At 70.0% G+C, this 14,307-nt stretch carries 18 protein-coding genes and 2 pseudogenes; 8 read left to right on the forward strand and 12 right to left on the reverse strand.

Annotated features, from left to right (window positions below):
* The first annotated feature begins 7 nt into the window (after nt 1–7).
* Together ABZU99_RS03955 and ABZU99_RS03960 are read left to right on the forward strand one after the other, a co-directional pair.
* Nucleotides 8–868: a helix-turn-helix domain-containing protein gene (locus tag ABZU99_RS03955; RefSeq protein ID WP_356047894.1), complete on the forward strand. Its 861-nt coding sequence runs from the start codon at nt 8–10 to the stop codon at nt 866–868.
* Nucleotides 869–873: 5 nt separating this feature from the next.
* Nucleotides 874–1,293, forward strand: a complete 420-nt coding sequence (locus ABZU99_RS03960; protein ID WP_355951856.1) for a VOC family protein — start codon at nt 874–876, stop codon at nt 1,291–1,293.
* A gap of 39 nt (nt 1,294–1,332) precedes the next feature.
* Here the strand turns inward: ABZU99_RS03960 and ABZU99_RS03965 are convergent, their stop codons facing one another.
* On the reverse strand, nt 1,333–1,803 hold the full coding sequence (locus tag ABZU99_RS03965) for a DUF6233 domain-containing protein (RefSeq protein ID WP_355951858.1): 471 nt from the start codon (nt 1,801–1,803) through the stop codon (nt 1,333–1,335).
* A 102-nt stretch (nt 1,804–1,905) separates the two neighbouring features.
* On the opposite strand from ABZU99_RS03965, the gene ABZU99_RS03970 reads away from it, so the two are divergent.
* Nucleotides 1,906–2,838, forward strand: a complete 933-nt coding sequence (locus ABZU99_RS03970; protein ID WP_355951861.1) for a Ku protein — start codon at nt 1,906–1,908, stop codon at nt 2,836–2,838.
* A gap of 18 nt (nt 2,839–2,856) precedes the next feature.
* On the opposite strand, the gene ABZU99_RS03975 is transcribed toward ABZU99_RS03970, so the two are convergent.
* The 3 genes and pseudogenes from ABZU99_RS03975 to ABZU99_RS03985 form a co-directional block, all read right to left on the reverse strand.
* Nucleotides 2,857–3,717, reverse strand: coding sequence for an alpha/beta hydrolase (locus ABZU99_RS03975; protein WP_356047897.1), 861 nt, complete (start codon nt 3,715–3,717; stop codon nt 2,857–2,859).
* 13 nt (nt 3,718–3,730) lie between these two features.
* On the reverse strand, nt 3,731–3,931 hold the full coding sequence (locus ABZU99_RS03980) for a hypothetical protein (protein WP_356048002.1): 201 nt from the start codon (nt 3,929–3,931) through the stop codon (nt 3,731–3,733).
* A pseudogene (locus tag ABZU99_RS03985) lies at nt 3,928–4,212 on the reverse strand (alpha/beta hydrolase); the annotation flags it as partial. The gene ABZU99_RS03980 and the pseudogene ABZU99_RS03985, both read right to left, overlap by 4 nt.
* Between ABZU99_RS03985 and ABZU99_RS03990 the strand changes: the two are divergent.
* Nucleotides 4,178–4,336: a hypothetical protein gene (locus ABZU99_RS03990; protein WP_356048004.1), complete on the forward strand. Its 159-nt coding sequence runs from the start codon at nt 4,178–4,180 to the stop codon at nt 4,334–4,336. The pseudogene ABZU99_RS03985 and the gene ABZU99_RS03990 overlap by 35 nt on opposite strands.
* A gap of 12 nt (nt 4,337–4,348) precedes the next feature.
* Here the strand turns inward: ABZU99_RS03990 and ABZU99_RS03995 are convergent, their stop codons facing one another.
* Nucleotides 4,349–4,750 (reverse strand): DUF5997 family protein, encoded by a 402-nt coding sequence (locus ABZU99_RS03995; protein WP_355951869.1) that lies wholly within the window; start codon nt 4,748–4,750, stop codon nt 4,349–4,351.
* A 59-nt stretch (nt 4,751–4,809) separates the two neighbouring features.
* Here ABZU99_RS03995 and ABZU99_RS04000 point away from each other — a divergent pair, with 59 nt between their 5' ends.
* The 3 genes from ABZU99_RS04000 to ABZU99_RS04010 all read left to right on the forward strand — a co-directional run bounded on the left by ABZU99_RS04000 (nt 4,810) and on the right by ABZU99_RS04010 (nt 7,113).
* On the forward strand, nt 4,810–5,583 hold the full coding sequence (locus tag ABZU99_RS04000) for a LysR family substrate-binding domain-containing protein (protein WP_355951872.1): 774 nt from the start codon (nt 4,810–4,812) through the stop codon (nt 5,581–5,583).
* A gap of 218 nt (nt 5,584–5,801) precedes the next feature.
* A complete protein-coding gene (locus ABZU99_RS04005) occupies nt 5,802–6,311 on the forward strand; it encodes a hemerythrin domain-containing protein (RefSeq protein ID WP_355951875.1) in 510 nt (169 codons plus the stop codon).
* Nucleotides 6,312–6,441: 130 nt separating this feature from the next.
* Nucleotides 6,442–7,113, forward strand: coding sequence for a hypothetical protein (locus ABZU99_RS04010; protein WP_355951878.1), 672 nt, complete (start codon nt 6,442–6,444; stop codon nt 7,111–7,113).
* Between the two features lie 453 nt (nt 7,114–7,566).
* On the opposite strand, the pseudogene ABZU99_RS04015 reads toward ABZU99_RS04010, so the two are convergent.
* Nucleotides 7,567–7,722, reverse strand: a pseudogene (locus ABZU99_RS04015) (short-chain dehydrogenase); the annotation flags it as partial.
* 166 nt (nt 7,723–7,888) lie between these two features.
* Here ABZU99_RS04015 and ABZU99_RS04020 point away from each other — a divergent pair.
* The gene (locus ABZU99_RS04020) at nt 7,889–8,383 is read left to right on the forward strand and encodes a DUF5709 domain-containing protein (protein WP_355951881.1); all 495 of its coding nucleotides are present in this window, start codon (nt 7,889–7,891) and stop codon (nt 8,381–8,383) included.
* A gap of 17 nt (nt 8,384–8,400) precedes the next feature.
* On the opposite strand, the gene ABZU99_RS04025 is transcribed toward ABZU99_RS04020, so the two are convergent.
* The 6 genes from ABZU99_RS04025 to ABZU99_RS04050 are packed head-to-tail and all read right to left on the reverse strand — an operon-like array spanning nt 8,401 to nt 14,283.
* The gene (locus tag ABZU99_RS04025) at nt 8,401–9,027 is read right to left on the reverse strand and encodes a hypothetical protein (protein WP_355951883.1); all 627 of its coding nucleotides are present in this window, start codon (nt 9,025–9,027) and stop codon (nt 8,401–8,403) included.
* Nucleotides 9,017–9,637, reverse strand: coding sequence for an ATP-binding protein (locus ABZU99_RS04030; protein ID WP_355951886.1), 621 nt, complete (start codon nt 9,635–9,637; stop codon nt 9,017–9,019). Before ABZU99_RS04030 ends, ABZU99_RS04025 begins: the two co-directional genes overlap by 11 nt.
* Before the next feature lie 2 nt (nt 9,638–9,639).
* On the reverse strand, nt 9,640–10,320 hold the full coding sequence (locus tag ABZU99_RS04035) for an LUD domain-containing protein (RefSeq protein WP_355951889.1): 681 nt from the start codon (nt 10,318–10,320) through the stop codon (nt 9,640–9,642).
* Nucleotides 10,317–11,759, reverse strand: a complete 1,443-nt coding sequence (locus tag ABZU99_RS04040) for a lactate utilization protein B (RefSeq protein ID WP_356047901.1) — start codon at nt 11,757–11,759, stop codon at nt 10,317–10,319. Before ABZU99_RS04040 ends, ABZU99_RS04035 begins: the two co-directional genes overlap by 4 nt.
* Entirely contained in the window at nt 11,756–12,508 is a 753-nt protein-coding gene (locus tag ABZU99_RS04045; RefSeq protein ID WP_355951906.1) for a (Fe-S)-binding protein, read from the reverse strand. Before ABZU99_RS04045 ends, ABZU99_RS04040 begins: the two co-directional genes overlap by 4 nt.
* Before the next feature lie 35 nt (nt 12,509–12,543).
* Nucleotides 12,544–14,283, reverse strand: a complete 1,740-nt coding sequence (locus ABZU99_RS04050) for an L-lactate permease (RefSeq protein WP_356047903.1) — start codon at nt 14,281–14,283, stop codon at nt 12,544–12,546.
* Nucleotides 14,284–14,307: the final 24 nt, after the last annotated feature.

Genomic DNA, 14,307 nt, shown 5'->3' on the forward strand with positions numbered 1-14,307 from the left:
TGGCCATATGAGCACGCGCGAGTTCGTGCGGACCGCTCCCGGGCTCGGCGGGATGGTCGTGTCCGCGGTCGGCTATCGCTCTGCCGGGGTCCCCTCGGCGCTCCACCGTGGACTGCCGTCCCCGTATCTGACCGTGATCTTCTCCCTGGACGGTCCGGTCATCAGCGGGCACACCCCCGAGCAGGCGCGCGGGGCCGACGCCGTGCGCACCGACATCGTCGTCGGCGGACTGCACCAGCGTCCCGCTTTTGTGGTACAGCCCGGGCACGAGACCGGTGTGCAGCTGGCGGTGCACCCCCTGGCCGCCCGTGTGCTGCTGGGGCTTCCGGCCGCTGAGCTGGCGCCCCAACTGGTGACGTCCGGGACGGAGGTGCTCGGGAAGCGGGCCGCCGAGGTGCATGAGCGGATGCGCGAACAGGACGAGTGGGAGGAGCGCTTCGCCATCCTGACCGCCTATCTGCGGCAGCGCGCCGCGGCGGCCGACCGCGCCGAGCCGGTACGTCCCGAGGTCGCCGAGGCATGGGTCTGGCTGGCCCGCCACCGCGGCACCGGCACCCTGCGCGGCCTCTCCGCACATGTGGCGCTCAGCCCGCGCCGCCTGACCACCCTGTTCCGGGCCGAGACGGGGCTGAGCCCCAAACAGGCCGCCCGGCTGATGCGCTTCCAGCACGCCAGGACCGCGGTGGCCCGCGCCGTCGCCGCGGGCGGCGCGCCACGGCTGGCACGTATCGCCGCCGATTGCGGCTACTGCGACCACTCCCACTTGGTGCGCGACTTCCAGCAGTACACCGGAGTGAGCCCGACCGCCTGGCTGGCCGAGGAGTGCCGGAATATCCAAGCCGGTGGCCACCTGTATGGCGAAGAGTGAGACGCATGAACACCACAGAGAACCCACCGCGCGAACCCTCCGTCTGGCCCACGCTGCAGGCCCATGACGCCCCCGCCCTCATCACCTTCCTGACCGACACGGTCGGCTTCCGGCGCACCGCCGTCTACCAGGACGGTGACCGGATCGCCCACGCCCAGCTCGACTGGCCCGAAGGCGGCGGCGTCATGCTCGGCTCCTACGACCCGGCCACCAAGGCATGGTGTCTGGAGCCGGGCACCTTCGGTGCGTACGTCGTCACCGATGAGGTCGACGCCCTCCACGAGCGGCTCAGGAAGGCCGGAGTGAAGGTCATCCGAGAGATCGCGGACCAGCCGTACGGAAGCCGCGAGTTCGCGATCGCCGACCCGGAGGGCAACAAGTGGTCCTTCGGCACCTACCGCGGGGAGCCCCGCCCACCCGTCTGACCGCCGGAGGGGAGCCGCGGCAGACGGGACGTCCGCCGGTCAGCGGCGGAGGGCCCGGTCCGGGCGGCAGACATCGCAGACGGTCACGGTCAGCCGGCCGAGCAGCCCGACCGCGTCCTCCGTCGTGATCCGCTCGTGGCTCTCGCGGGCCTGCCAGCAGTCGCGGCGGTGGAGACGTCGGGGCGGGGCGTCGTCCACGAATTGGTGGAGCTTCTCCAGAACCCATTGCCGTCCGGCGATCGCCCCGTCCGTCGGCACCATGGAGTAGTCCTCGCCCGGGATGGGGGTGATGTCCTCGGCGGCGACACTGATGGGAGTCGGTGCCCCGGTGGTCCGGGTGCCACCGTCGGCGAGCTCGTGGCGGGCGGGGAGGACGGCCTCGCATTCGGCCCACCACCGGCCGTCGCGGGTGCGGGTCCAACCGGTGATGATCACGTCGAGTTCCTGGAGATCGGGCATCCGGGCACGGGCCCATGGCCCAGCCTTGCGCCGCCACTCCTCCGCACTCACCGTTCGATTCTAGTTCGAATACCGCGCGACTCCGACCGCGGGCGCGTCCACCGGACCTGGCCTAGCCTGGACAGCCCAGGGGGTGGAGGAGGGAGCTCTCTCGTGCCACGCCCCGTCTGGTCCGGAGCCGTCAGCTTCGGCCTCGTCACCATCCCGGTCAAGATGCTGCCCGCGACCGAGGACCACAGCATCAGATTCCGGCGGATCCACCTCCCTGACGGCGGCCTCATCCGTAACCGGAAGATCTGCGAGATCGAGGACCGAGAGGTCAGTCCGGAGGAGATCGGACGCGCCTACGAGGCGGGGCCGGACCAGCTCGTCCCCATCACCGATCAGGACCTCGAGCAGTTGCCGCTGCCCACCGCCAAGGCGATCGCCGTCGAGGCATTCGTCGAGGCCGAACGCCTGGACCCGGTCAGGTTCGGTACCCCCTACTACCTTCAGGCCGACGGGGCTGTGGCGACCAAGCCGTATGTCCTGCTCCGGGAAGCGCTCAAGCGCAGCGACAAGGTGGCGATCGGGAAATTCGCCTGGCACGGAAGGGAGAGGCTGGGCTCAATGCGCGTCGTCGGGGACGCGATCGTTCTCCAGACGTTGCACTGGCCGGATGAGATCCGCAGCTCGGAGGGGCTGGGCCCGCGTGCGGTGGAACTGTCCGACGCGGAGGTCGACGAGGCCATGGAGCTGATGGACACCATGGGCGGCGTCGACGTCAGCCAGTACCGCGATCACTACCGGGAAGCCCTGGAGGCCGTCATCCAGGCGAAGGCCGAGGGCCGGGAGCCGCCCGAACTGGAGGAGGCGCAGGCCGAGCCGAAGGGCAAGGTCGTGGACCTCATGGCCGCACTGCAGGACAGCGTCCGCGCCGCCCGCGCGTCCCGTGGCGAGACGGTCGGCGAGGCCGAGGTGCATGAGATGCGACGGCCCGCCAAGAAGGCCGCGGCCAAGAAGACGGCGGCGAAAAAAACCGCCAAGAAGACCGCGGCGAAGAAGGCCCCCGCGAAGAAGGCGGCGAGAAAGCGGCCCGCCTCTTGAGGGCAACGCGGCGCCGCATCAACTGAAGGCGGGTTCGGCATCCAGGAACCGGGCGACATGGTCGACGAACAAGCGCGGGTACTGGACATGGGAACCGTGGCCCGAATTCGGGTAAATGATCAGCTGAGCGCGAGGAATGTTCTGCGCCAGAATGAAGGAGTTGACGGTAGGGACCATGATGTCCCGGCGGCCACTCACCACCAGGGTCGGCTGGCTGATCCGCTTGAGCTCCGCGTAGCGCTCCCCGCGCACCTCCCGCCAGTCCTCGAGAGCCCTGGCCTGCGCCTGAGTGGTCTGCTCCGAGGTCGGCGGGTCGACATCAGCGGTGCGCCGACGCCGGCGCTCCCAGAACTCCTTCCCCGCGGCCTGACTGTCCTCCGACTGCTCGAAGAACAGAAAGAGAAGGTCCTCCAGGGTGAGCTCGGGGTTTCGGGTCGCCACCGCCGTGACGTCGGGATGCCTGCCTTCGTCCTCTCCGCCACGGGGTTTCGTTCCGACCAGGACCAGCCGGTGTACCAATGCGGGGTGGCGCAAAGTGAATGCCTGAGCCACATACCCGCCGATCGAGAAGCCCAGCACATCCACCCGCGGCATATCCAACGACTCCACGAACGCCGCCAGATCGTCGCCGAGTGCCTCAACGGTGTCCGGCGTCTCGCCGCTGGAGCTCGCCACGCCCCGGTTGTTGAACAGAATCACCGGCCGCTTCGCCGCGAGGCCATCCGTCACCAGGGGATCCCAGTGGTCCATCCCGCCCCGGAAGTGCTGAAGGAAGATCAGTGGCGTCCCGGTCTCCCGCCCGAACTTGCGATAGGCATAGCGGACCCCGCCTGCCTCCGTGAACTGCGTGGGGGCGGTCGCATGGAGTGATTCCGACACGTTCCGCTTCTCCTTAGTCCTTCCGCAGGGCCCCCACGTTACGCGCGAAGGACGTGCGGACACGGGAGCCGGCGGGCCGTGTCGTGGACAGGTAGCCGCACGGCGCCCGCTCGTACAGCTCCTCGACGCTGTCCTCCAGCAGTGCGGTGAACACGGCATCGGTGGCGCCCACGTCCTGGTCGGCGTCCGGCACCGGTATCTGATTCGTGCTCACCGCGCCTCGCGGAGGAAATCGAGGATCGCCCGCGCCGTCGGGGCGGGAGCGCTCAGCCGCGGTCAGTGTCCGGTCGCGTCCGGCGTCACCAGGCGGCTGCCCGGTATCGCGGCGTGCGCGTGGGCGCCCACCTCGCGCGGGGCGATCACGTCCTGTGCGCATTCCAGCACCAGCGTCGGCACCTCCACCGACGTGAGATCCTTGCGGCTGTCCGACAGGAACGTGGTCCGCGCGAAGACCCGCGCCATGTCCGGATCGGTCGCGCGGAACGACGCGGTCAGCGGCGACGCCCTCGGCAACCTCTTCCTGACCGCGATCCTGCTCATCCTGATGCGTCGGCTGCGTACGCGTCACGGTGTCACCGTCCGGGGCGGAGGCGGACCCGGTCCTCGAAACGGACGTTGAGGAACGAACCGGTCAAGAAGCCCGGCGGGCTTGATCTTGTCGCTCTGCGTGCTTCTTCTTGATACGCACCGTTTCCTTGCGGACCTCGGCCTGGGTGGCGCGTTCCTTCTGCAGCCACTCAGGGTTCTCCGCCTTCAACGCGTCGATCTGCTCAGTGGTGAGAGCTTCGGTGATGCCGCCACGCGCGAGACCTGAGATGGAGATGCCCAGCTTCGCCGCGACCACCGGCCGGGGGTGCGGGCCGTTGTGCCGCAGCTCCCGGAGCCACGCGGGCGGATCGGCCTGCAACGCGTTCAGTTCGGTGCGCGAGACGACACCCTCCTGGAACTCGGCGGGAGTGGCCTCAAGGTACACGCCCAGCTTCTTCGCCGCGGTGGCCGGCTTCATCGTCTGGGCAGTCTGGTGCGACTTCATGGTGTCAAGGTTATCGAGTGTGTGCGCTCCCTTTCGCCACGCCCGGTAACCTTGGCCCAGTGACAGGCTCGGAAGCATCCCCTTCGTTCCGGCTCGCGTATGTCCCGGGAGTGACGCCCGCCAAGTGGGTGCGGATCTGGAACGAGCGCCTGCCCGACGTCCCGCTGACCCTCATCCCGGTATCCGACGCGGAAGCATCCGACGTGCTGCGGGACGGTGGGGCCGACGTAGGTTTCCTGCGGCTGCCGGTCGACCGGACGGACCTCAGCGCGATCCCCCTCTACACCGAGACGACGGTGGTCGTGATCCCGAAGGACCACGTCGTGGCCATGGTGGACGAAGTGCCCGCCGAGGACCTGGCCGATGACATCGTGCTGCATCCCCTCGACGACACCCTCGACTGGGAACATCCGCCGGGACGGCCCGCGATCGAGCGTCCTGCCACCACGGCGGACGCCATCGAGCTGGTGGCGGCAGGAGTGGGCCTGCTCGTTGTCCCACAGTCGCTCGCCCGCCTGCATCACCGCAGGGATCTCACCTACCGGCCGGTCACCGGCACCCCCGAATCGCGGGTAGCGCTGTCGTGGCGGGAGGACGGGACCACCGACCTGGTGGACGACTTCATCGGAATCGTTCGCGGCCGGACCGTCAACAGCACACGGGGTCGTCGCTCCTCTGTCCCGGCGGAGCCGGAGCGCAAGCGCCCCGGTAAAGGCGCCGCACGGCAGAAGCCCGCAGCCGGCAAGTCGGCGGGGAAAGGCCCTCGGAGCGGTTCCGGCGGTTCCGGCGGATCCAAGGGCGGCAAGCGCGGCAAACCTCGCCGCCGGTCGTAGCCTCGGGCATCGCGCATTCCCGGGCCGAGTCGGCCCGCTTCGACAAGCGGGCCTACGGACGATCGTGGGTTCTTCGGTGAACTCGACGCCCGGCCCGCGGCCGATTCGTCGGTGCGGGCGGTAGCCGCGGTCGGCTGCCGCGGTCTTACCGTCGTGGTCTGACGAGCGGAAAGCGGGGTACAAGACGTCTCCATCCACTATCGACGCAAGGAGTCAGCATGCTGTCCGCCCCCGCGAACACCGACGTCGTCGAACTGATCCTGCAGGATCACCGCACGATGGAGGATCTCTTCCGGACGATGCGCAGCAACGACGCCGATCGCGCGGCAGCGCTGGCCGAGTTCTCGGCACTGCTCATCGCGCACGCGGAAGCTGAGGAATCCAAGATCTACCCCGCGCTGCGGCGTTACAAGAACGTGCCGGACGACGATGTCGAGCACGGTGTGCACGAGCACGAAGAGGGCAACGCGGCCCTGCTCGCCCTGCTGGAGGTGGAGGACACCGCTTCAGACGAGTGGGACGAAAAGCTCGAAGAGCTCGTCTCGGCGATCAATCACCACACGGACGAGGAAGAGCGGACCTTGCTCAACGAGGCGAGGGAACACGTCGCCGCGGAGCGCCGCGCGGAGCTGGGGAGGCTGTTCTTCGAGGCGCGGGCGGAGCTGTTGGCTGCCGACTGCGGCAGCATCGACAACGTACGCAAGATCGTCGACTCCGGCCGCCGTTGACGCCCGGCGGCCGCTGCGCAACGGCCGGGCGAGCCCCGGGACATGACCGCCGTTACGATCCCCCTGTGAGTTCTCGGCGGCGCGCCTACACCGATTCGCGCTGCCCAATCGGGTTCAAGGGGATGGAAAAGTGAAGAGCCGAGTCACCGTCGCTGCCGCGTTATCCGCATCCCTGATAGCGCTCTTCAGCGGTACGACACCGGCGGCTGCTCAGGACACCGACCCGGCCGCCAAGCCCTGTGAAGGCGTCCGGCTGACCGGCGAACTCCCTGCTCCGGCGCCCGGCCAGGCCGTTTCGGGACAGATCAGCATAGGCCCGGGCTGCAAGCCGAAACTGGGCCCGGCCCAGTATGTCCCGGCATCGGTCACCTCGGCGCAGGCGGGCGGCCCGGCCGCCACCGGCCTCAGCCGGCAGCTGCGCAGCTGGAACGAGATGTACGACTGCTGCAACATCCGGATGACCGGTCTGTACACCACGTCCGCGTGGGACACAGCGGACAGCCGCATCCCCAAGGCCACCACCACGGCGACCCAGGAGTGGAATCGCGAGCCCTGGGACGCCGGCTGGTCGCTCATGTCCCGGACCGCGAAGGACGACTGTGTTACCGACTGCGTCGCGGTGAACTCCGAGGCGCACGCCGACTTCGGCTACCGAGGTGTGTTTGACCCGACCGGCGGCTGGTACGCGAACACTCACCACTCGTACGTCCAGTTGACAGCCGACGCGAGGCCAAGCTGCCGCTTCGACGTGGCGCTGCGGCACACATTCGTCGGGTGGAACTGGCGATACGGCTGCGAGTGAGGCCACCGCCCGCAGAGCAATCGGACCCACCCCTGTGATGGGTGCCCGGCCCGCCCCCCGGCCCCAGCCGGCTCCCGGCCGGCCGGGGTAGACGAGCGCGGACGTCCGACTGGGGCAGTGGGCGCGGCAGGGGGTACGAGCCAGGGGCCGCTGGGGTACGCGCCGTCGGCACCGGAACGCGTCCGCGCCGCGGTCTCCGGGTCGAAGCGCGACGGGTCGAACAGCTCCCGGGCGCCCCACACCGCGGCGCGGTGCAGCATGGTGGCGAGCACGATGGCCGCCTGCCCGGCCCGCATCGGGATGCGCCCGCCGAGCATCGTGTCCTCGCGCGCCTGCCGCGAGCAGGCGGCGGCGGTCGGCCACAGCCAGCCGGACCGGGGCGGTGGCGGTGGCCCACGGCTGCGGCACCGTCAGCCGCGCCAGCCGCTCGAGCGTGCCACCTGCTGCCTGCGGGCGCCGGCGGCGGTCGAGTTCGAGCCCGAAGTACATCCGCGCCGGCTTGGACCATCCGTAGGAGTGCTTGGGCCGGTGGTCGTGCTGGGGCCGCAGGTCGTCCAGGTCCAGCCACTCGGACTTCGCCGCGAAGCTGCCCATGGTCACGACCGCGGCCCCCTGGTGCCATGCGGACCGGAACAAGATGACCACTGCCCAGTCGCACGACCCTCGGACGCGGCCCGGCTGGGACTCCTGAGACACAAAAGCGGGATGTGTCGCGGCACCGGAAAATGGAAACGCGGAGTGTCGGCGAAGATCCAGCGTCCTACGGGAGGCAACGATGAGTGACGAACACATGGCGGACGACGTCTACCAGCCGACCGGCGGCAACGAGGAGCAGGAGGACGCCGGTCCCCTGGACATGGAGGACGCTGTCGACGAGCGTGACTACGACGAGATACTCGATGAGGGCTACTCTCCGCCGGAGAAGCCACTGGGTGTCACCAAGCACGGCACGACGGCGGCCGAGCAGCGCGAACGGCAGACGCTCGAGGACCGGCTGGCCGAGGAGGTTCCCGACACCGGAGAGCGGGCGGGCGACGGTGTGGGAGACCTGCCGGGCGGTGAGGGAGAGCCCATCGATCCCGAAGCCGGTGCGGAACGGGCCGGGCGTCTCGTCGCCCCCGACGAGGGAGCCCACACCGACACCACCAAGGAAGCACTCGTCGCGGACAAGGGCATCGACGGGGGCGCCGCCGGGGCGGAGGAAGCCGCCATGCATGTCGTCCCGGAAGAACGACTCGAGGACGAGGGCGCCGGAGAACCGGATCGCTGACGCTGTCCGATGGCCGGCTACGGCAGGCCGCCCCACCAGCCGGGGGGCTGCTCCGGGACGGGCGGCGCCGGGCGAGGGGGGTGTGGTGGCTCAGGTGCGGCAGGGGGCGGGGTGGGCCGCGGAGGTGGGGACCAGCGCAGGCCGAAGAGCGAACCGGTGGCTTCCGCGAGCCCCGCGGCGCACCGTACCGCCGTGCCCTCCCGGACCGCCGTGCGGCGCAGCGCTCCGGCGAGCACGTCCTCCACGAGGTGAAGGTGCGCGGACAGTTCGTCCGGCCGGACCGGCCCCCCGCGTGGCCGGCTGACCAGGGCGGTGAGCACCTCCTGCGCTCTGGCCTGGACCAGCGTCAGTCCTTTCCATCCGCTGGGCTGCCGCACCCGGCGAAGGCCCTCGGCCCCGGCTACGGGAAACCCGAGGACGCCGCGGATCCGGTCTCCGACCCCAGCGTGCCACGTGCTCAACTCACCCCGCAGATTGGCGCACAGCCCGTCCAGTAAGGCCAGCAGGGCAGCGATGCCCGCGGACAGGTCATCGGCACGGTCCGGGCGTCGGCCGTGGTGGGCGGTTTCCAGCGAGGCCGCGAGGGGGGCGAGACTGCGAGCGGCGAGTTCGGCCGCGGCCTGGCAGGCGTGGTCAGTAGGCACGGGCTGTGTCATCCCTCCGCTGTGTCGGCCGCCCATGGCCGTTCGGGCCGGGTGCGCCATGGGAAGGGGCCTGGCCGCAGGCCCTGGTCCGGCCCGCACGGGCGGATAAAGAGGTGGTGGGCGTCTCCTGCCGACCGGATGGCGGCGATTCCGGCAGCATCGCCCAGGCGCAGGTACCGGAAGGTGTGCAATGCACTCCGCAGCGCTGGGTCACGGCGTCCACCAGGTGGAACCCCCGGCCGCTCTCCGCGATGTCGTCGTCCGGGTCCGAAGCGGCCGGGGCTCGCCACAGTCCGCTGTCGAAGACCTCAATCCACACGGAGGAACCGGAGCGGGCCAGCCGGAGGCCGACCTCCGTGGAGCCACTGTGCCGGACCGTGTTGGTGACGAACTCCGTGACGACGAGCTTGGCCGCGTCCGCCACCTCCTCGCTGATCTGCCAGTTCGCCAGCCGCACTGTGGTGAAGTGCCGCGCGTGGGACACCGCCCACTCCTCGGCAGGCAACGCGCAGCATGCGATGGCGCGGCGGGCGAAGGGGGGCTGCGCCGGTCGCACCGGGCATTGAGGCGGCGCTGCTCGGCGGCGCGTTTCTCGGTGCAGGACGGACATGACTACTCCGTTGCAGAAAGGGGACTGATGAGGGGATCACAGATGACGAGGGCCTCCAGCGTGCGCGGTCCGTGCACCCCTTCGACCCGGTCGAGTTCGATGTCACTGGTCGCCGACGGGCCTGAGATGAAGGTGAGCGGCCGGGCCGGATCGAGCCTGGCCAGTGCCTCCGGCACGGATGCGACGACCTGCTCGGCGCGCACCACGCACAGGTGGTAGTCGGGCACCAGCGTGAGGGCCCGCCGCCCTTGTCCCGGGCCCCCGTCGAGGACCAGCGTGCCGGTGTGGGCGATCGCGGTGGCGACGGTCGTGACCGCGCCGCCGACGCGGTCCAGTTCGGCGACGGGCAGCCAAGGCTGGTCGCTCAGTACTCGCTCCGGAGCGAGCCCGGCTCGCCACTGTGGAGGGAAGCCTCGAGGCACCACCACGCACGGCGCGCCGCGGGCGGAGACCGCTTGCGCGACGGCGTCGGCGACCTGGTCGGCGGTCACCGGCCGGACCGAGGCGCCGTAGTCGGCCAGTCGTTCCATCAGCAGTTTCACGGCGTCGGGGGACCCGGCGGCCGGCGTACCGCCCGAGGTGTAGAGCCGCGGCACGGGCACGTCCTCGGGGCGTTCTTCGTTCGGTACGTCGCCGAGGGCCCGGCGGACGCGGTCGAGTATCTCGTTACGTGCGTTCGTCATCGGTTTCTCTTCCACCAGGTTCGGAAGCTTTCCGGTGGCGGCGATGGGATGTCGCGGGCGTCGGTCCAGCCGGACAGGGGACGGGGCAGACGGGTGATGCGCCCGTTGCGTCCTATCAGGCGTCCGGCCACTGAGCCCGCTCGCTGGGCCGCGGCGAGCCGCGCCGGGCGTGAGAGCACCCAGCGGGCGGCGGACATGGCCAGTCGTTCCGGCTTCGGCAGCGGTCGGAAGCGGCTTTCGTCGACCATCCTCGCGCGCAGGTGGACCAGAACCTCCGGAATGTCGATCTTGACGGGGCAGACCTCGTAACAGGCACCGCACAGGGTCGAGGCGTAGGGCAGGGAGCGGTCCACCTCCGAGGTCGTTCCGCGCAGCTGGGGGTTGAGGATCGCGCCGATCGGGCCGGAGTAGACGGATCCGTAGGTGTGTCCGCCCACCCGCTCGTACACCGGGCAGACGTTCAGGCAGGCGGAGCAGCGGATGCAGTTGAGCGCCTGCCGGCCGACGGGGTCGGCGAGCGTGGCGGTCCTTCCGGCGTCCAGGAGGACGAGGTGGAAGGCGCGCGGCCCGTCGCCGTCGGTGGTGCCGGTCCAGGTGGAGGTGTACGGGTTCATCCGCTCGCCGGTGGCGGAGCGGGGCAGGAGCTGCAGAAACACCTCCAGGTCACGCCAGGTCGGCACCACCTTCTCGATGCCCACCACGGAGATCAGGGTCTCGGGGAGCGTCAGGCACATCCGCCCGTTGCCCTCGGACTCCACCACCACGGCGGTGCCGGTCTCGGCGACCAGGAAGTTGGCGCCGGAGACGGCGACCTTGGCCCGCAGGAACGTGTCCCGCAGATGCAGCCGGGCCGCTTCCGCCAGCTCGTGCGGATCGTCACCGAGACCGGCGGGTGCCGGGGTGCCGCGCTCGGCCATCCTGCGCAGGAAGATCTCCCTGATCTCCGCCCGGTTGCGGTGGATGGCCGGGACCAGGAGGTGCGAGGGCTGGTCCTCGCCGAGCTGGACGATCAGTTCGGCGAGGTCGGTCTCGTACGCGGCGATGCCCGCCCGGGCCAGCGCGGCGTTGAGGCCGATCTCCTGCGTGGCCATCGACTTGACCTTGACGACCTCACGCTCACCGGTGTCGTGGACGAGGCCGACGACGATGCGGCAGGCTTCCTGGGCGTCGCGCGCCCAGTGCACCTGTCCGCCTGCCGCGATCACCCGCTCCTCGAGCTGCGGCAGATAGTGGTCCAGATGGCGCAGGGTGCGCTCTTTGACGGCACGACCGGCTTCGCGCAGTTGCTCCCAGTCGTCCAGCTCCTTTACGGCGGCCGCCCGCTTCTCACGGATGGTTCCGGTGGCGTACGCGAGGTTGCGGCGCAGCTGAGCGTCGGCGAGAGCGCCTCGCGCCGCGTTCGGGAACGCCGGCATACCGAGGAACGTCGTGTCGCTCATGGGGACTTCATCCTTTCCGGTTCCTCCTCGGTGGAGGCGAGGATCTCGGCGAGATGCAGGGTGCGCACGCCGGTGCGGAGCCGGGACAGCGCCCCGCCGATGTGCATCAGGCAGGAGTTGTCGCCCGCTGACAGCACTTCCGCTCCGGTCGCGAGCACATGCCCCGCCTTGTCGGCGCACATCGCCACCGAGGTGTCGGCGTTCTTCAGCGCGAACGTGCCTCCGAAGCCGCAGCACTGCTCGGCCGCGGGCAACTCCACCAAATCAATGCCGCGTACGGCCCGCAGCAGGGCCAGCGGTTTCTCGGCCACGCCGAGCATGCGCAGCGAGTGGCACGTCGGGTGATAGGTGACCCGGTGCGGGAAGTAGGCCCCGACGTCGGTGACGCCCAGGGCGTCGACGAGGAACTCCGACAGCTCGTAGACCGGCGGCATGTCCGCCACGGCGGAGGACAGCCGCGGGTCGCCCGCCACCCGCGCCACCCGTCCGTGGTGGTCGCGCACCATCCCGGCGCACGACCCGGAAGGGGTCACGACGGCGTCGTAACCGGCGAAGACCTCGGTGAAGTGTCGTACCAGGGGCACGCATTCGCGCTGGTAACCGGTGTTGAAGTGCATCTGGCCGCAGCAGGTCTGTGCCAGGGGGAACTCCACCCGGCAGCCCAGCCGCTCCAGCAGCCGCACCGTGGCCCGGCCGGTCTCCGGGAACAAACTGTCGTTGAAGCAGGTGATGAACAAGGCGACGCGCATGGCTTCTGGGGAGCGCGGCGACGGCGCGGTGGCGTTCACGGGAGCATCCAGGCGAGGACGTTGGACTGGAGGAAGACCAGCACGCTCAGGGCCAGCAGGAGCAGCAGACTCCACTTGATCGCTCCCCGGAAGAGCGTCGACTCCCGGCCGACGAGGCCGACCGCGGTGGCGGCGATCGTGAGGTTCTGCGGGCTGATCATCTTGCCGACGACGCCACCGGAGGTGTTGGCCGCGACGAGCAGCGTCGGGTCCAGCCCGGCCTTGTTCGCGGCGGTCTGCTGGAGGGTGGCGAACAGGGCGTTGGCCGAGGTGTCGGAACCGGTGACCGCCGTTCCCAGCCAGCCCAGGGTCGGTGAGAGGAAGGCGAACGCGGCACCCGTGCCGGCGATCCATGTGCCGACGGTGATGGTCTGTCCCGACAGGTTCATCACATAGGCGAGGGCGAGGACGGAGGCGACCGTGAGCAGCGCCCAGCGCAGCTTGTGCACCGTTGCCGCGAACTCGCGGGCGGTGACCGCTGGGCCGACCCGGTATACGGCGGCCACGATCAGCCCGGACAGCAGGAGCAGCGTGCCGGGAGAGGAGAGCCACGGGAAGGTGTAGACGGTGGTGGCCGACGCCTTGCCCGCCGCGGTGAGCACCTGTCCGTCGAGCCCGGGCCAGCCGACCTTGAGGTCCGTCTTCGTGAGGAACTCCTTGACGGGCGTCCACAGCTTCGCCATGGAGAAGACCGCGATCACGATGAGGTAGGGCAGAAAGGCCATGAGCACGCGGCTGCCGCTGCCCGCCGCACCCTGTGGGGCCGGGCGCGCACGCGTTGCCGTGCCGACGGGGGCGGATGTGTCCGAGGACCCGCCACCCCTTCCGGCCCTGGGTGCGCCGGTCTGTCCGGAGCCGCTCTCACTCGCCAGGCGCTCGGCCTGGGCCTCTGCCCTCAGATCGGCTCTGGACTGCTCACCGCCCTGTGGCTGCCACACGCGCAGGAAGAGCACCAGCGCGGCCAGGCCCGCAAGGGAGGCGATGATGTCGGTGAGCTCCACGGAGATGTAGTTGGCGCTGCTGAACTGGGCCAGCGCGAAGACCACGCCGCACACGAGGGCGGCCGGCCAGGTCTGGCGCATCCCGCGGCGGCCGTCGACGAGCGCGCTCAGCAGAAGCGGCACGAAGAGCGCGAGCAGGGGGGTCTGACGGCCGACATAGGCACCGATCTCGGTGTACGGGATCTTGGTGAGGTCCCCGGCAGTGATGATCGGGATCGCGATCGCGCCGAACGCGACGGGGGCGGTATTGGCCACCAGCACGGTGATCGCCGCCCGCATGGGGGCGAAGCCCAGCGCCATGAGCATGACGCCAGTGATCGCCACCGGGGCGCCGAACCCTGCCAGCGCCTCGAGCAGGCCGCCGAAGCAGAAGGCGATGATCATTGCCTGGATCCGTGGGTCATCGCTGATCAGGCCGAAAGCCCGGCGCAGATCCTCGAAACGGCCGCTGACCACCGTCAGTTGATAGATCCAGATGGCGGTGACAACGATCCACATGATCGGGAAGAGGCCGAAGGCCGCTCCCTGGCTCGCGGACAGCAACGCGAGACGCGTGGGCATCCCGTACGCCGCCACGGCGATGACGATGGCCACGGCCAGGGAGGCGAGACCGGCCCAGTGGGCCTTCAGCCGCACCCCGCCGAGCAGGAGGAAGAGAGTGAAGAGCGGCAGGGCGGCGACGAGCGATGAGAGCGCGAGGCTGTCGGCGACGGGAGAGAGATCGGGAAGATACATGGGACCCTCAGTGTGTGTTTGGTC

Source organism: Streptomyces sp. NPDC005266 (assembly GCF_040607655.1).
In the GTDB taxonomy this organism is placed as follows: Bacteria; Actinomycetota; Actinomycetes; order Streptomycetales; family Streptomycetaceae; genus Streptomyces.